Origin of the sequence: Shewanella sp. UCD-FRSSP16_17 (assembly GCF_001675935.1) — a bacterium.
GTDB lineage: Bacteria > Pseudomonadota > Gammaproteobacteria > Enterobacterales > Shewanellaceae > Shewanella > Shewanella japonica.
This window is the reverse complement of record NZ_LZFV01000001.1, coordinates 207,087-221,886: the sequence shown is the minus strand read 5'-3', so window position 1 is coordinate 221,886 and position 14,800 is coordinate 207,087. Positions and strand designations below refer to the sequence as shown.

General features: G+C 39.1%; 15 protein-coding genes. 9 read left to right on the top strand and 6 right to left on the bottom strand.

From position 1 onward, the window contains the following. Positions 1–191 precede the first annotated feature (191 nt). On the top strand, positions 192–1,352 hold the full coding sequence (locus A9267_RS00955; RefSeq protein ID WP_065108414.1) for a multidrug effflux MFS transporter: 1,161 nt from the start codon (positions 192–194) through the stop codon (positions 1,350–1,352). Between the two features lie 436 nt (positions 1,353–1,788). On the opposite strand, the gene A9267_RS21705 is transcribed toward A9267_RS00955, so the two are convergent. Then, on the bottom strand, positions 1,789–1,935 hold the full coding sequence (locus A9267_RS21705; RefSeq protein ID WP_197495497.1) for a hypothetical protein: 147 nt from the start codon (positions 1,933–1,935) through the stop codon (positions 1,789–1,791). A gap of 16 nt (positions 1,936–1,951) precedes the next feature. On the opposite strand from A9267_RS21705, the gene A9267_RS00950 reads away from it, so the two are divergent. The 7 genes from A9267_RS00950 (at position 1,952) to A9267_RS00920 (ending at position 10,066) form a co-directional block, all read left to right on the top strand. Beyond that, the gene (locus A9267_RS00950) at positions 1,952–2,929 is read left to right on the top strand and encodes a cytochrome-c peroxidase (protein ID WP_197495496.1); all 978 of its coding nucleotides are present in this window, start codon (positions 1,952–1,954) and stop codon (positions 2,927–2,929) included. Then, positions 2,920–3,570 carry a hypothetical protein gene (locus A9267_RS00945; RefSeq protein ID WP_065107910.1) on the top strand — a complete coding sequence of 217 codons (651 nt, stop codon included), beginning with the start codon at positions 2,920–2,922 and terminating at the stop codon, positions 3,568–3,570. The genes A9267_RS00950 and A9267_RS00945 overlap by 10 nt, the downstream gene beginning before the upstream one ends. 6 nt (positions 3,571–3,576) lie before the next feature. Beyond that, positions 3,577–4,176, top strand: coding sequence for a cytochrome P460 family protein (locus tag A9267_RS00940; RefSeq protein WP_082972150.1), 600 nt, complete (start codon positions 3,577–3,579; stop codon positions 4,174–4,176). 3 nt (positions 4,177–4,179) lie between these two features. After that, positions 4,180–5,817 (top strand): GGDEF domain-containing protein, encoded by a 1,638-nt coding sequence (locus A9267_RS00935; protein ID WP_065107908.1) that lies wholly within the window; start codon positions 4,180–4,182, stop codon positions 5,815–5,817. Between the two features lie 410 nt (positions 5,818–6,227). Then, positions 6,228–7,946, top strand: coding sequence for an acetolactate synthase 3 large subunit (locus A9267_RS00930; protein ID WP_065107907.1), 1,719 nt, complete (start codon positions 6,228–6,230; stop codon positions 7,944–7,946). Next, complete coding sequence (gene ilvN, locus A9267_RS00925; RefSeq protein WP_055023273.1) at positions 7,946–8,440, top strand: acetolactate synthase small subunit; 495 nt, start codon at positions 7,946–7,948, stop codon at positions 8,438–8,440. Before A9267_RS00930 ends, ilvN begins: the two co-directional genes overlap by 1 nt. A gap of 186 nt (positions 8,441–8,626) precedes the next feature. After that, the gene (locus A9267_RS00920; protein WP_082972149.1) at positions 8,627–10,066 is read left to right on the top strand and encodes a DEAD/DEAH box helicase; all 1,440 of its coding nucleotides are present in this window, start codon (positions 8,627–8,629) and stop codon (positions 10,064–10,066) included. A gap of 90 nt (positions 10,067–10,156) precedes the next feature. On the opposite strand, the gene A9267_RS00915 is transcribed toward A9267_RS00920, so the two are convergent. The 3 genes from A9267_RS00915 to A9267_RS00905 form a co-directional block, all read right to left on the bottom strand. Further along, on the bottom strand, positions 10,157–10,552 hold the full coding sequence (locus tag A9267_RS00915) for a VOC family protein (RefSeq protein ID WP_065107906.1): 396 nt from the start codon (positions 10,550–10,552) through the stop codon (positions 10,157–10,159). A gap of 20 nt (positions 10,553–10,572) precedes the next feature. Continuing rightward, positions 10,573–10,986, bottom strand: a complete 414-nt coding sequence (locus tag A9267_RS00910; protein ID WP_065107905.1) for a VOC family protein — start codon at positions 10,984–10,986, stop codon at positions 10,573–10,575. A 66-nt stretch (positions 10,987–11,052) separates the two neighbouring features. Then, entirely contained in the window at positions 11,053–11,244 is a 192-nt protein-coding gene (locus tag A9267_RS00905; RefSeq protein WP_065107904.1) for a hypothetical protein, read from the bottom strand. Positions 11,245–11,454: 210 nt separating this feature from the next. On the opposite strand from A9267_RS00905, the gene soxR reads away from it, so the two are divergent. Continuing rightward, a complete protein-coding gene (gene soxR, locus A9267_RS00900; protein WP_065107903.1) occupies positions 11,455–11,910 on the top strand; it encodes a redox-sensitive transcriptional activator SoxR in 456 nt (151 codons plus the stop codon). Between the two features lie 139 nt (positions 11,911–12,049). On the opposite strand, the gene A9267_RS00895 is transcribed toward soxR, so the two are convergent. Continuing rightward, entirely contained in the window at positions 12,050–12,508 is a 459-nt protein-coding gene (locus A9267_RS00895; RefSeq protein WP_055023279.1) for an Hsp20 family protein, read from the bottom strand. 322 nt (positions 12,509–12,830) lie between these two features. Then, positions 12,831–14,507 carry a bifunctional UDP-sugar hydrolase/5'-nucleotidase UshA gene (gene ushA, locus A9267_RS00890; RefSeq protein WP_065108413.1) on the bottom strand — a complete coding sequence of 559 codons (1,677 nt, stop codon included), beginning with the start codon at positions 14,505–14,507 and terminating at the stop codon, positions 12,831–12,833. Between the last annotated feature and the right edge of the window lie 293 nt (positions 14,508–14,800).

Below are 14,800 nucleotides of genomic sequence, written 5' to 3'. Positions count from 1 at the left end.
ACCAGTAAATAAATTGATACAAGTTCATAAAAATTATTTCGCTCTATTAGCAAGTTCTCATGATAAAATTTAAACACTTAATTCTTCATCTACTTCATATTTCCCTATTCTTTCAATAAACTGAGGTTAGAGTGAGCCAGTCTTTAAACACGCATCACAATACTACTCCGCCAAATGTGCCGAATTTAGCAATGCTAATTCCAATGCTTGCTGCCATCGTGGCCATTACGCCACTCGCTATCGACATGTATCTACCTGCCATGTCGAATATCGCTCAAACGTACTCAACGCACGTAACCACTGTGCAGCAGTCATTGAGTATCTATCTTGCTGGCTATGCATTAGGTATGCTTACATTCGGCCCGCTTGCAGATCGTTTTGGCCGCAGACCGCTAGTCATTTTTGGTCTCAGCGGATTTACCGTAATCAGTTTCTGTATTTCAATATGTAGCTCAATCGAAGTGTTTTTAGCATTGCGTTTTGTGCAAGCATTTATTGGCGCAGCTGCCACAGTGGTGGTTCCGGGTTATATCAAAGAGGTATATGGTGATAACACCGCTAAAGGGATGTCATACGTCAGCTTAATCATGATGCTCGCACCATTATTAGCTCCCTCTTTAGGTAGCTTGATACTGGAGCTGGGTGAATGGCCGTTAATTTTTCTCAGTCAAAGTTGCTATGCAATTGCCTTGCTAATGATTGTCTTGTTCAAGCTAAAAATGCCCAGTGATAAAGCGGCTGATACACGAAGTAAGCAATCTTTCTTTGCTGCCTATAAAACCGTATTAACTCGCCAAGGCGTCAAAGTAAACATCACGTGTGGTGTATTAACCTCATTTGCGTTTTTTTGTTATTTAACTGCTTCACCATTTATTTATATGGAAGTATTCGGACTCGATAAAACCTTATTTGCCGTTTTATTTAGTACCAATGTCGGTGCACTCATGCTGGCAAATATAATCAATTCTAGAATCGTAACTCGATATGGTTCAAGCCGTATGTTATTTGTGGCAACAGTTTTTGGCTCATTAGCTGCCACAGGATTATTAATCGTCAATATTGTCGATTTAAGTTATCACTACACTGTTGCAATGCTGATCCCTTTAATGGGCTGTTTAGGTATCATGTCTGTCAATGCTGATGCCATTGTATTGATGAAGTTTAAAAAAGAAACGGGTACTGCCACTGCGGTTATTGGAACATTACGTTTTGGGTTTGGATCTTTAGCTGGTCCTTTACTTGCGTTCTTTTATACTGGCACCGCTGTTCCATTCTCTGCATTGATGTTGATTTCAGTGGTGATGGTCATGGCCTGTTTGCTATATCAACGCACGCAACCTTATAACCCATAAACGACTTGCGAAAACGACAGTTAATAAGCTAACGACTTAGAATAAAACCTTAGCTCATACTGAGACTCGCTAAACAATCATACGCTTCAATTAACTTCCTCTACTTTCATTGGAACTGTAGAGGAAGTCATTTACCTAATTGGCCTTACAAAGCCATCATGTTTTACCCCGTCATTTGCCTGTCACCTGCCATGTATTCGTCATTCAAATCGAGCCTAACGCACTCAAATATCGAGATTTGTCTTGAAGTAAAAAAAACTATCATATCTTTAGCTAATTCACAGAACTCTACTAGACTGACTATTGATATGTTAATGAATGAACAAGAAACGGCAGTGAATTGCACACCATAGAATGGATCACGCTATTGTCAAAATGACAGTCATTTCATAGTGACATTGAAGTGCGAACGCTAGTGCAGAGCTGCTAATAACATTTAAGGATGACACAAAGTAAGCACGTCAGCCCATGATGACATTAACGGAGTAATAACCATCATACATTCGGTACTAAAACGGCTATTAACTGATAAGCTTGAAAGACGTTTGTCAGCTTCAACAATTTGTTTAATCACACTATCCATGCTGACGAGTGCTAGCGTGTTCGCTGAGCCTTTATCAACACCTGATATTGATGATATTGAATACCCAGTCGATATGCCTCCAAGTGCCGAAGAGATCACGCTTGGCAAGTACCTTTTTTTTGACCCACAGTTATCGGGAAACCACACCATTTCATGTGCAACCTGCCATAACCCAGATAACGGATTTGGTGACGGATTAAAATTAAGTGCAGGTCATGACGAAAAACCATTAACGCGACACACCCCTCCTTTATACAATTTAGCTTGGTCGAGCAGCCTATTTTGGGATGGACGAGCATCATCACTTGAACATCAAGTGCTTATGCCAATTTATAACCCTTCAGAAATGAATTTGTCAGAGAAAGTTTTATTAAAAAGAATCGCTGAGAGCCAATTCTATCAATCAAAATTTAAACAGGTTTATCAGCAAACTGACATCACTCCTCATTTGATTAGCCAAGCTTTAGCGGCGTTTATGCGCAACATCATTACCAACAACTCTCCATTTGATGAATACCTCGCGGGAGCAGAAAACGCACTAAGTCCTCAAGCAAAAAACGGATTAGCTTTATTTGAAGGAAAAGCGAAATGTATTGAGTGTCATGACGGTGCAAATTTTACCGACGACAGTTTTCATAGTTTAGGTATTGCATTTGAGGATAAAGGCAGAGCCAATGTCATTAAAGATAACTCTCTGGCATACCGATTTAAAACACCGACTCTTCGCAATATCACCTTAACCGCGCCTTATATGCATGATGGATCGTTGCCTGATTTAGAGTCCGTAATGACTTTTTATAATGATGGCGGCGGCTCTGGTCCAAATAAAGACAAGCTAATGGAACCATTAAATCTGTCTCAATCAGAAATTCGTGACTTAATTGCTTTTTTATCAGCCTTAACTGATCCAGTTCTTATAGCGCGTCCGCCAAGCATGACACAGGCTCAGATATCACCCAATGAGAAGCATAAGGGAGAAAACATATGGAAATGAACCCTTCAAAAACGGCAAAGACGAAATGCTTGTTAACTTTTCTACTCGCCAATATGTTTGCCTTGCCAGCCGCTTTCGCGACTGAAATTACTGGCACAATATCATTTATAAAAAAGCCGCCAATGGTAGGAATTGTGTATGTGCCATCAAGCCAATCAGACCAATATGCGCCGGTTATCGATCAAGTTGATAAACAATTCACTAGCAAGATGGCTGTAGTTAATGCGGGTAACCTAGTGACCTTTAAAAATTCAGATGATGTTGAACACAACGTATTTGCCAATGACACAAGTCAATCCGCAAAGTTTGATGTTGGATTAATGTCGCCTGGAGGAGAAAAGAAAATAAAAGTCGATTGGGATAAAAACAGTATTGTGAGAGTTGGCTGTAAAATTCACCCTAAAATGAGAACTTACCTAGCAGCAATAGATACGCCCTTTCATCAAATACTTGAATTTCAAAAAGGGACACAAGAATATACCTTTAGCATCAAAAATGTGCCAGCAGACTCAAACAAAGTCGTCTTTAGCATTCCCAAATATGACTTACTTACCGTCGAGTTAACATCAGGTTCTATTTGGACAGCTGAGATTACCAAAAAAGGTAAAGTCCGTGGTCTTCTTACCATTAATCAAAAGTAGGCCACCATGAAATCATATCAATTTATAAAGGTTTCCCTAATATTGTTGACGCTTACCACTTCGACTTGGGTCGCTTCACAAACTGAAATAGCCAACACTCAAGCTTATCAAGTCGATATATTTAACTTCGATCACCAACTCATTCCTGATTCAGAAAATTATCAACAGCAATGGCGGAGACTGACAGGTTTTGAACACTCAGGTTTGCATTGGGAACAGTTCGTAGTGATTTACACTAATCATGGAGAACGTGCTTATCGCAATAACTTTCTAGAATTCAGTGCCTGGTTTGACGACCCAGAAGATGAAGATAACCAGCCTGAATATTTCACTTATCCAGTTGGCACCATTTTTATTAAAGAAAATTATCAAATGCTTAATGGCAAACCTGCGGATCCCAAATCCATCACAGTAATGGTTAAGCACCCCCAAGGATACGACGCTGAAGGGGGAAACTGGGAGTACATGCAATTTTCAGTCAATGGGCAACAAATGATCAAGGGAAGCCGTAAAGATAAAACGGTGAAGCAACAATGTGCTGGTTGTCACCAAAACGTTGCAGATAGAGACTTTATATTTTCAAATTTTTACAGTGGCACAAACTAATCCATGATGAATATGTTAACTCGATTTAGTCTCAAACAAAAAGCCATAGCAGCCACAATTGTTCTTGTCTTAGTGCTACTTTCTATCACGTTAGTTTCACTTGTGAGTTTTTCTTCAACCCAAGAAAAACTCACCAAGGTCACATCGCAATATCAACCTAAAATGCTCAGCGCAATGCAATTAACCTCGCATTTTTACCATAGCTTGAGTGTTTTAGGGAATTACCTCATTGAGAAAGATGATTACAACATGAACCTATATAGGGAAAAGGTAAATGACATCAATTCCACATTAACTGAACTGGTCAACTTAACAAACTTAAACCCCGAACTGGATGATTCTGAACAACTATTACGAATTAGGCAATTAGTAGACAAAATCATAACTCATAATTTATCAATGCTGGAGTTAGCTCAAAACAACAATAAAAATATGCCTGCAATTGGGATCGCATCGTCAAAACTTGAGCCTATTGCCATCAATATGAATCAGATCGTTAATGACTTATTACTGGCAACTGCAATTAATGAACAGCAAAGCATCTTACCTTTGATTGAAGACCTTAGGTATAACTGGATAATGCTCGTCAGTGAAGTCAGAAACTACCTTGCCTTTAGGCAATTACCAACCATAGATGAAATTGCGCTATTTAAAACAGGCGTTAATCAGTCATTTGAAGCATTAGAAAAACGTCGCTATGAAATGGATGACGATCAACTCGACCTATTGGATGAATTCGAAGCAAATACCGCGGCGTATCAGGCTGCGCTTGTTCAAGCAATTAATATTCATGCAGGCAATAATTGGCGAGCCGATCGTCAATTAATGAAGCAGAACATCACACCAACACTCAAAGAGCTCACAAAAGAATTAGAGGTTCTCGTCACCAAGCAACAACGTCGAATACATGAAAGTAACCTCGCCTTGTCGAAGCAAATTAGTGAAGCGGAAAATACTATTCGTTTCTCAATACAAGTCGCGTTAGCGATTGCACTTTTGGTGATATTCTTATCTTTTAAAAATAAACGCTTATTGAGTGATATCTTAATTCATAAAGAAAGTGAGCGTAAACTGTTCCATAAAGCGCACCATGATACTTTAACAAAACTGGCCAATCGGGCATTTTTTGATGATCGACTATTTAAAATGTTTTTAGATCAAGAAACCCGTTCTAATCGCCGCTCAAAAAGAAAAGATAACCTTGATGAAAACAGTCATTTTTTTGGTTTACTGTATATCGACCTTGATGGTTTTAAAGCCGTAAACGACAATGTTGGCCATGATGCGGGTGACTTTATTTTAATTGAAGTTGCAAAAAGAATGAAAAATGTGGTGCGTAATTCAGACATTGTTTGTCGCCTTGGTGGTGATGAATTCGCAGTGTTACTTAATGACATTAATCATATTAATAGTATTGAGAAAATCTCTGAAAACTTATGCAAAACAATCAGTCAACCTTACCACTATAAAGAGCAAGTATTAAACGTCAGTGCCAGTATTGGTTTTTCATATTCTAAACATCCGCAACTGCCATTACACAAAAAAGTTAAATTTAGAATGGAAGCAATCATTAAACAAGCTGATACGGCCATGTACCACGCTAAAGAGAATGGCAAAAACCAATACGCACAATTTAAATAAAGCCTGACCTTATGATGTTAAGCTTCAACGAACAAATTTGCTTACGTCAATGGTTCTAGTCGAGGTTACCTCTTCTGACACTATTCAATAAAATGTAATTTATTAAGGTTATATCGCGTTAATATGACTAAAAAATCAATTTTATTAAATAATCATGAATTTCATTCAAGTTTAGCAAACTATTTTTAAAATCCTCTTGTATCAACGCCAAAAATAAATATGATGAAATTATCTTATTTCATTGAATCTTAGAAAAGTTTCAACCTAAAATAAGTCCATTATCTAAATGTGGTTATTGACCACTGAGATAAACGAGTTTGAATTACCGTTCAAACTTCACTTTTAGAACGATTACCGTCGTTGTAACAAGATACTGTTTACCCACAACGGTAACTTAAGAGGATTTAGCAATGGAAAAATTATCCGGCGCAAGTATGATTGTGCGCTCGTTAATCGATGAAGGCGTAAAACACATCTTTGGCTACCCAGGTGGCTCAGTTCTCGATATCTACGATGCACTGCATGAAATCGCAGGTGTCGAACACATCCTTGTAAGACACGAACAAGCCGCTGTACACATGGCTGATGGTTATGCCCGTGCCACGGGTGATGTTGGTGTTGTTCTTGTAACATCTGGTCCTGGGGCAACTAATGCTATTACCGGAATCGCTACCGCCTACATGGACTCCATTCCAATGGTGGTATTATCTGGTCAAGTTCATAGTAACTTGATTGGTAATGATGCATTCCAAGAATGTGACATGATTGGTATCTCACGCCCAATCGTTAAACACAGCTTTTTAGTGAARGATCCTCAGGAAATCCCAGAGATCATTAAAAAAGCCTTTTATATAGCCTCAACAGGTCGACCAGGTCCTGTGGTGGTCGATTTACCAAAAGACTGCTTAAATCCTGAAATTTTACATGACTATGTTTATCCAGAAAGCATAAACATGCGCTCTTACAGCCCAACAACCGCAGGGCATAAAGGCCAGATCCGCCGAGGCTTACACGCCCTTCTCGCGGCTAAAAAACCCGTATTATATGTTGGCGGCGGCGCAATTATCTCTGAGTGCGACAAGCAAATTCTACAACTTGCTGAACGCCTCAATATTCCTGTTATTAATACCTTAATGGGATTAGGCGCATTTCCTGGGACTCACTCACAATGTTTAGGCATGTTAGGGATGCATGGTCGCTATGAAGCAAACATGGCGATGCATAATAGTGACTTAATATTTGGCATTGGGGTTCGTTTTGATGATCGGACAACCAATAACGTTGAAAAGTATTGCCCTAACGCAAAAATCTTACATATTGATATCGATCCATCATCGATTTCTAAAACAGTGCGTGTCGATATCCCCATTGTTGGTTCTGCTGAAAACATTCTCGACAGTATGCTCAACCTACTTGATGAAACACAAAAATCTAATGACGCAGAAGCCATTAACGAATGGTGGGAAGAAATCAATCAGTGGCGTCAACGAGATAGTTTAGCTTATGACAAGTCATCCGATAGAATTAAGCCTCAGCAGGTCATTGAAACATTACATAAATTAACTGATGGCGATGCTTACGTCACATCAGATGTCGGCCAGCATCAAATGTTTGCAGCACTCTACTATCCATTTGATAAACCACGTCGTTGGATTAACTCAGGTGGTCTAGGCACCATGGGCTTTGGTTTACCTGCAGCTATGGGCGTTAAAATGGCGATGCCAGATGAAACCGTAGTTTGTGTCACTGGTGATGGCTCAATCCAAATGAACATTCAAGAGCTTTCAACAGCACTTCAATACGATACGCCCGTAAAAATCATCAACCTAAATAACCGCTTTTTAGGTATGGTGAAGCAATGGCAAGATATGATTTATTCAGGCCGTCATTCACATTCATACATGGACTCTGTGCCTAACTTTGCCAAGATTGCAGAAGCCTATGGTCATGTAGGTATGACTATTAGCGATCCAAATGAGCTTGAATCAAAATTAGCTGAAGCACTCGCAATGAAAGACAAACTTGTGTTTGTTGATATCAGTGTCGACGAAACAGAGCACGTTTACCCAATGCTAATTCGTGGTGAATCAATGAAAGATATGTGGTTAAGCAAAACGGAGAGAAGCTAATGCGTCGTATTATTTCTGTATTACTTGAAAACCAACCAGGTGCATTGTCTCGTGTGGTTGGCTTATTCTCTCAACGTGGCTACAACATTGAAAGTTTAACCGTGGCGCCGACAGAGGACACCACACTTTCTAGATTGAATATCACAGTCAATGCTGAAGCCAATGTTCATGAGCAAATTGAGAAACAACTGCATAAGCTCATTGATATATTAAAAGTATCCAACATTACTGAAAATGCGCATATTGAACGTGAGTTAGCATTAGTCAAAGTCAAAGCACAAGGTGAGCTGCGTGAAGAAGTAAAACGCACAGCTGATATCTTCCGCGGACAGATTGTTGACGTAACTTCAAGCTTATATACCATTCAAATGGCGGGTACCAGTGAGAAAATTGATGCTTTTATCAGTGCACTTGCCGAAGTCACTAAAGTCATTGAAGTTTCACGCTCAGGCGTTGTGGGTCTAGCACGCGGTGATAAGGCCATGAAAGCTTAATTGGCATTAGCCGAAAAACCAAAGGAGCCTAGTGCTCCTTTTTTATTACACCTATTTTTTACACTGACCTCACTTCACTAGCCTAAGTTTTTCGCACTCTGGTATACTTACCGTCTATTCTTTACTGCAGCAGTCATAAAGTCACTGTTGCGACAGTTAACTGTTGAACATTACCCGAGAAAATACATGCCATTTGCAAAACTGGGATTAAGCGATCCAATCACTAGTGCGTTGAATAAGTTAGGCTATACCGAGCCAAGCCCTATTCAAGCTAAAGCCATTCCTGTTGCTCTATCGGGTAAGAATATCATTGCTGCAGCGCAAACAGGTACAGGTAAAACCGCCAGTTTTATTTTACCCATTTTAGAGCGCTTTAAAGCGGGTCAAAAAGTACGAGGGAAACGAGTTAAAGCTTTGGTACTAGCTCCAACGCGTGAACTTGTTGTGCAAGTTGAGCAAAATATAAAACTGTACAGTCAAAATTTATCCATCAATTCGATGGTGATGTATGGTGGCGTAGACAGTAAACAACAAAAGCAGCGTTTAATTGAAGGTATCGATATCTTAGTCGCCACTCCTGGTCGTTTACTTGATATGTATACCCAACGTGCTGTTAATTTTGATGAGTTAGAAGTTTTAGTCCTAGATGAAGCCGACAGAATGCTTGATATGGGCTTTATTGAAGACATTAACCGCATTATCGAACTTTTACCTGATGACCGCCAAAATATGTTGTTTTCGGCAACGCTTTCTAATCAAGTACGCGCTTTAGCTAAATCAGCGATGAAAAAACCAGTGCAAATATCAGTCGAAGCTGACACAGATGCACAGCCAAAAATCGAGCAATGGTTAACCACGGTTGATAAAGATAAAAAATCAGCATTGTTAAGCCATTTAATTAAAGAAAATGATTGGCAACAAGCCTTAATTTTTATCGAAACTAAACATGGTGCAGCAAAGCTTGTCACTCAACTCGAAAAGCGTGGCATTATTGCTGAATCATTCCATAGCGGTCGTAGCCAGCCAATCCGAGAACAAATTTTAGCGGACTTTAAAGCTGGCAAAATCAGCTATTTAATCGCAACTGGGGTCGCATCTCGAGGCATTGATATTGATGAACTACCGTTAGTGATTAACTACGACCTGCCATTTCCTGCTGACGACTATGTTCATCGCATTGGTCGTACGGGACGTGCTGGCGCAAAAGGCTTGGCTGTTTCTTTAGTCTCAAAGGATGACTTTAAAAATTTATGCGCTATTGAACGTCGTTTAGGCCATATCATCGAGCGTAAAGAAGTAGACGGCTTTGCACCTCGTAAAGAAGTGCCTATTTCAATTTTAGATTTTGTCCCTAAAAACCCTAAAATGCCAAACTCTTCCAAACCTAAGTCAGCAAACGCTGGGGCCAAAACAGAGGATGACAAACCACGCTTGTCACGGGGTAAATCAGATAAGCCCAAGAACAATCATTACAATAAAAATAAAGCAAAGAAATTTAACCAAGAAGACAATAAAAAACCCTACGAGAATTCAAAAAGTAATGCTCGTAAACAGACAAGATCTGACTCAGCACCTACATCTTCAGTCCCAAATGGCACTGGCGCAGTTAACCCTTGGAAGCAATAAGCGCTTCGTTTGTATAGTGGTGTCAATACGATAAAGCCTGCGTTATATTTCGCAGGCTTTTTAGTTGTTGCGATTAAAGCAGTACCCAGACTACTTTTTTATAGTAACTCGCCATGGCGGGTTAAGCCGATTTTCTCCAGCCCAGTACAATTTAATTTTATTACCAGACGGGTCAAATAAAATCGCTTCGCGCCACAAATAGCCGGCATCAACAGGTAGCTGATAAAACTCAACCCCTTTCGTCAATAAATCATTAACCCATTCATCTAACGCTTCATGCTCAAAGTAAATGACACTGGAATTTACCGCATCATCCACTAACTGTGGCTTATCTTGCTTAAAAAGCGAAAATGTTGCGTCGCCGTCTGGACACATAAAACGAGCATAATGACTGCTACTAACAATTTGAATAAAGCCCAGCGTTAGATAAAAATCGCAAGCAAGCGACAAATCATTCACTGGTAAAGTGACTTGGTTTAATCGCATAATGCCTCCATTTATTTGGCTTAGTATTGGTTTCTTTCACTCGGAATATCTGTTGTATATTGAACAAACTCAACTTCATAACCGTTGGGATCGTTATAATAAACACTGTCGTAGTTAGCACCTTTTCCACCAACGATAGCGATTTCAAACCCTGCTTTTTCCATTCTGTTTCGTAAACCGTCGAGATCTGACACCTCATAAGCAAAATGAGCAAGGCCGAGATCGTATCCTTCTATTGGCCTCATTGTTCCTTTACCGTTATCGTTAAGTGACAAATAGTTATTATCATCGCCAAAATGAATCCATTTACGCTGCACTCCATGCCACTCGCCCTCACCGCCACCACGAACAGTCCAATGAGGAAAAGCAGCTTGATAAAAAGCCAACGTCTCAGTTAAGTCATTCACCACTAAATTTAAATGTTCTAATCGCATAGTTTATTCCTTTAATATTATTAATTAGTTTGTGTACGTTTTTTATTTCACTTCGTTCTACTTGGCTTATTTCAGTGCCATCGTGTTGTGAAACAAAACGCGACTTCTGGCTATCACAGCAGCAATGTCTTGTTGATTGGCTTTTAATGCTGCAGAGCTATCACCTCTATCCAGCACCTGATTGTTATTAGCTCTTTTATTGGCTTTATTTTTTACAACTTGATCCATCATTTGTTGATTGATTATCACCTGAATCATGCTTGCCTCCTTGTCTTGATATAAGGGCTAACTTGCTTGCTATATAAGATGAAGCTACTATAAAACCTCAACCTAAGTTGAGGTAAAGCGATATTTTGAGTTTTCGAAATATATTTTTGAAATCCACTTTTAATACCTTAAATTTCAGAATCTTAAACAAAATAATGAAATTAGTAGCGAAGAGTTTGTAAAAGATATAAGGGATAACAGATGCTCAATGAAATGGATTTAAGTGTCGGTCAAGTAGCTAAGCGTTGTGGTGTTAGGGTATCTAGCCTGCACTTTTACGAAAAAAAAGGTTTGATTAAAAGCCTACGTAATCAAGGGAACCAGCGCCGTTACCATCGAGACGTGATCAGAAGAATATCGGTGATTAAAGCTGCACAAAAAATGGGGGTGAGTTTACAAGAAATTAAACATGCATTTAGTTATTTACCCAATGAACGGACACCGAATAAAGATGATTGGGCTAAATTGTCTGAGTCATGGCACAAGCAGTTAACTCAACGGATTCATTATTTGACCAATTTAAGGGACTCTCTAAATGCTTGTATCGGTTGTGGTTGTCTATCTATGAAGTCTTGCCCTATTTACAACCCTGAAGACAATTTGGGTATTGACGGTGTTGGCTCTGTCATTCTTGATAAAGCCTTTAATGATGATTAACAGCCAGTTAATTTAAACTCGACTTATAACGTAAAAAGCCCAACAAGGAAATAGATTCTTGTTGGGCAAAATAATCAGGGAAGATGAAACTTGCGCATAAGTGCAATAGGGGAAAACTTATGCGCTAGATTGTTGAAATTTACTCACTATCAATAGTATTGTTTGCTGTGTTGATTTTAATCTTACGCGCTTTTAACGCTTCAGGTATTTCTCTTACTAAATCAATATTCAACAAACCATTTTCTAAGTCTGCACCAACAACATTGACATGATCTGCAAGCTGGAAAGTGCGCTCAAAACCACGCTCTGCAATACCTTGGTGTAAATATTTTCGTTCGTCATTGACGTTAGCAACCTTGTTGCCCTTAACCAATAACTTGTCACCTTCACTTGTAATATCAAGCTCTTGCATACTAAAGCCAGCAACAGCCATCGTGATACGGTAACGGTTTTCACCGAGCAATTCGATGTTGTAAGGAGGGTAACCAGTGTTACCATTTTGCACTGCAGCGTGCTCAGCCATTTTAGCTAAACGATCAAAACCAATCGCACTGCGGTAAAGAGGAGTTAAGTCTGGAGTTACATTAAATTTACGCATGTTCATATCCTTGTCTAAAGCAATATGTGAAAAAATATACCATTATTGGCGTTTATCATTACCCTTGCGGCGTAATGGCAGTTAGTACCTCTATTGAGCGTGCCTAACTTATAACTAGATATGAGAACGTTATTTTTGTTTTCAAGTAAACTTGATAAATTAATTTCATTTTTATTTCATAAATAAATTTTAATCAATAAAATTCAATAACTTAAAAATTATTTTATTTAATAAAAAAAGGCAACCTTACGGTTGCCTTTAACTATATTGAGTATTGCAGCGTCACTTTACAGCCATCATTAGAGGCTTATAAAGGTGAGTATTAATAAATACTGCACCCTAAACTACTCTTAGACTGAACAAACTTAACTTCACCATTTGGCTCATAATCTTCAATATTAATTTGCTGTTGCGTCTTAATATAATCATAAAGCTCAATAGCATCCACATAGCCTGCTTCTAAAATATTAATCTTAGGATAGTTATCACCGCCTGCGGCGCTAAAGCTTGGGATCGAGAAGGTATAAGTTTCGTTAATATCAAAAGGCTTGTTGTTTATGCTATGGATCTCAACATCTTTATCGCGACATTTCACTGTCATATCAATACCATAAAACTGTGCATAAGCGCCGCTAGTACGCGTATTGGACGCTACTTTTGATAAGTATTTAACCAGCTTTTCACCAGTCATTTCAGCAAAACCTATGGTATTTGAAAAAGGTTGTACCGTTAATACATCACGATATGCGACCTCGCCTGCTTGAATGGATGCCCTTACACCACCTGAATTCATAATGCCAAAATCAGCACGCACTTTTTCACTGTGCACTTTTGCAATCAAACGACCAAGGTTGGTTTGCTGAGAACGTACAACTTTGCGCTCACCTTGCAATAAACCATTTACGCGACCAATAACAACATCGAGTTCAGCACTGCCTTTATCTTGGTAAGGTTTAAGCACAGCTTCAACTTCCGCATTTCGTTCAATTGGCTCAGCAACTGGCCAAGCTAACTTTTTACCAAAAGCCATACGCTTAAGGTTAATAGGAATTAATTGATAGTCGACTAAATAAAGTTTGCCATTAATGTACTCAAAATCTGCACGGCCTACATAACGTCCCCATTCGTGAGCTTGCATTATATACGTGCCATTTTGCTTATCTGGGCGACATGAGTCCCCCGGCATAAAGCGTTTATCATACTCACTGTTGCGACCACTCATACACACAGGGTTTTGGGAGTGTCCACCGATAATCGCATCAAGCATGCCTTCTTCAAGCTCACGAGCCATCGTGACATCACCTGGTGCATTACTACCAAATTCGCCATTTTCATAATGGCCCATGTGCGTTGCAGCAAAAACAAGATCGACTTGTTCATTTGCCTTTATTTGTGGAATAAGCTGCTTCATTTCTGCAATAGGATTAGTGAAGGTCAGCGTTTCGGTATGTAAAGGATTGGTCAACTTAGGGGTATCATCTGTCGTCAGACCCACTACCGCAATATTCAAATCCCCCAAGGTAAACATCTTGTAAGGCTCAAAATAGCGCTCTTGAGTATCTTTATGATAAATATTTGCCGCTAACATTGGAAAGTTAGCCAGCTTTGCTTGCTCATCTAAAACAGATAAAGGGTTATCAAATTCATGATTACCAACGGCCATGGCATCGTAACCAATCATGTTCATACCAATAAAATCAGGTACTGCTTTTTGTAAATCAGATTCTGGTACACCGGTGTTAATATCACCGCCTGATAACACCAGTGTATGACCACCTTGCGCAGCCACTTCTTTACGAATACCGTCAATCACAGTAAATCGTGCAGCCATTCCTGCTTCGCCCGCTTTATTGTGCCAAAAGCGACCGTGATTATCATTGGTATGTAGCACAGTAAATTTAGTACAGTTGTTATCGTCACATTGTGGCCGTTGTTCACAGCCCGATAAAGCCACCAACCCACTCGTGGCAATAAGTAACGGCAGTATTGTCTTACTCATTTTGGTTTTCAAAGCGGAAGCCAAAAACGTCGGAATCGTTTTTTTCATTATTTTATCCGTAAAGAGTCAGGTCATTAGCACTATAAAGCGCAATCGTTTAAACCTTGGTATTAACAGTAAACGTATATTGATTACAAAATTCGCAGAATATAATAACAAATTACCATCAATTCATGTCAGTTTTTTTAAATCAAAACCTTAAATAACAAATATTTAGTTATATATTTTGAAGTAGATTATCTTTATTTAAGAACAACAATTAAAGTGACTATTACCCATTAAAAATAAAAAAA

Excerpts from the sequence above, each read along its gene's own strand:
- soxR (WP_065107903.1), top strand. The coding sequence starts at position 11,455 with ATGCTCAATGAAATGGATTTAAGTGTCGGTCAAGTAGCTAAGCGTTGT.
- A9267_RS00945 (WP_065107910.1), top strand. The coding sequence starts at position 2,920 with ATGGAAATGAACCCTTCAAAAACGGCAAAGACGAAATGCTTGTTAACT.
- ushA (WP_065108413.1), bottom strand. The coding sequence starts at position 14,507 with ATGAGTAAGACAATACTGCCGTTACTTATTGCCACGAGTGGGTTGGTG.
- ilvN (WP_055023273.1), top strand. The coding sequence starts at position 7,946 with ATGCGTCGTATTATTTCTGTATTACTTGAAAACCAACCAGGTGCATTG.
- A9267_RS00915 (WP_065107906.1), bottom strand. The coding sequence starts at position 10,552 with ATGCGATTAAACCAAGTCACTTTACCAGTGAATGATTTGTCGCTTGCT.
- A9267_RS00905 (WP_065107904.1), bottom strand. The coding sequence starts at position 11,244 with ATGATTCAGGTGATAATCAATCAACAAATGATGGATCAAGTTGTAAAA.
- A9267_RS00955 (WP_065108414.1), top strand. The coding sequence starts at position 192 with ATGCTAATTCCAATGCTTGCTGCCATCGTGGCCATTACGCCACTCGCT.
- A9267_RS21705 (WP_197495497.1), bottom strand. The coding sequence starts at position 1,935 with ATGGATAGTGTGATTAAACAAATTGTTGAAGCTGACAAACGTCTTTCA.
- A9267_RS00935 (WP_065107908.1), top strand. The coding sequence starts at position 4,180 with ATGATGAATATGTTAACTCGATTTAGTCTCAAACAAAAAGCCATAGCA.
- A9267_RS00920 (WP_082972149.1), top strand. The coding sequence starts at position 8,627 with ATGCCATTTGCAAAACTGGGATTAAGCGATCCAATCACTAGTGCGTTG.
- A9267_RS00940 (WP_082972150.1), top strand. The coding sequence starts at position 3,577 with ATGAAATCATATCAATTTATAAAGGTTTCCCTAATATTGTTGACGCTT.
- A9267_RS00910 (WP_065107905.1), bottom strand. The coding sequence starts at position 10,986 with ATGCGATTAGAACATTTAAATTTAGTGGTGAATGACTTAACTGAGACG.
- A9267_RS00895 (WP_055023279.1), bottom strand. The coding sequence starts at position 12,508 with ATGCGTAAATTTAATGTAACTCCAGACTTAACTCCTCTTTACCGCAGT.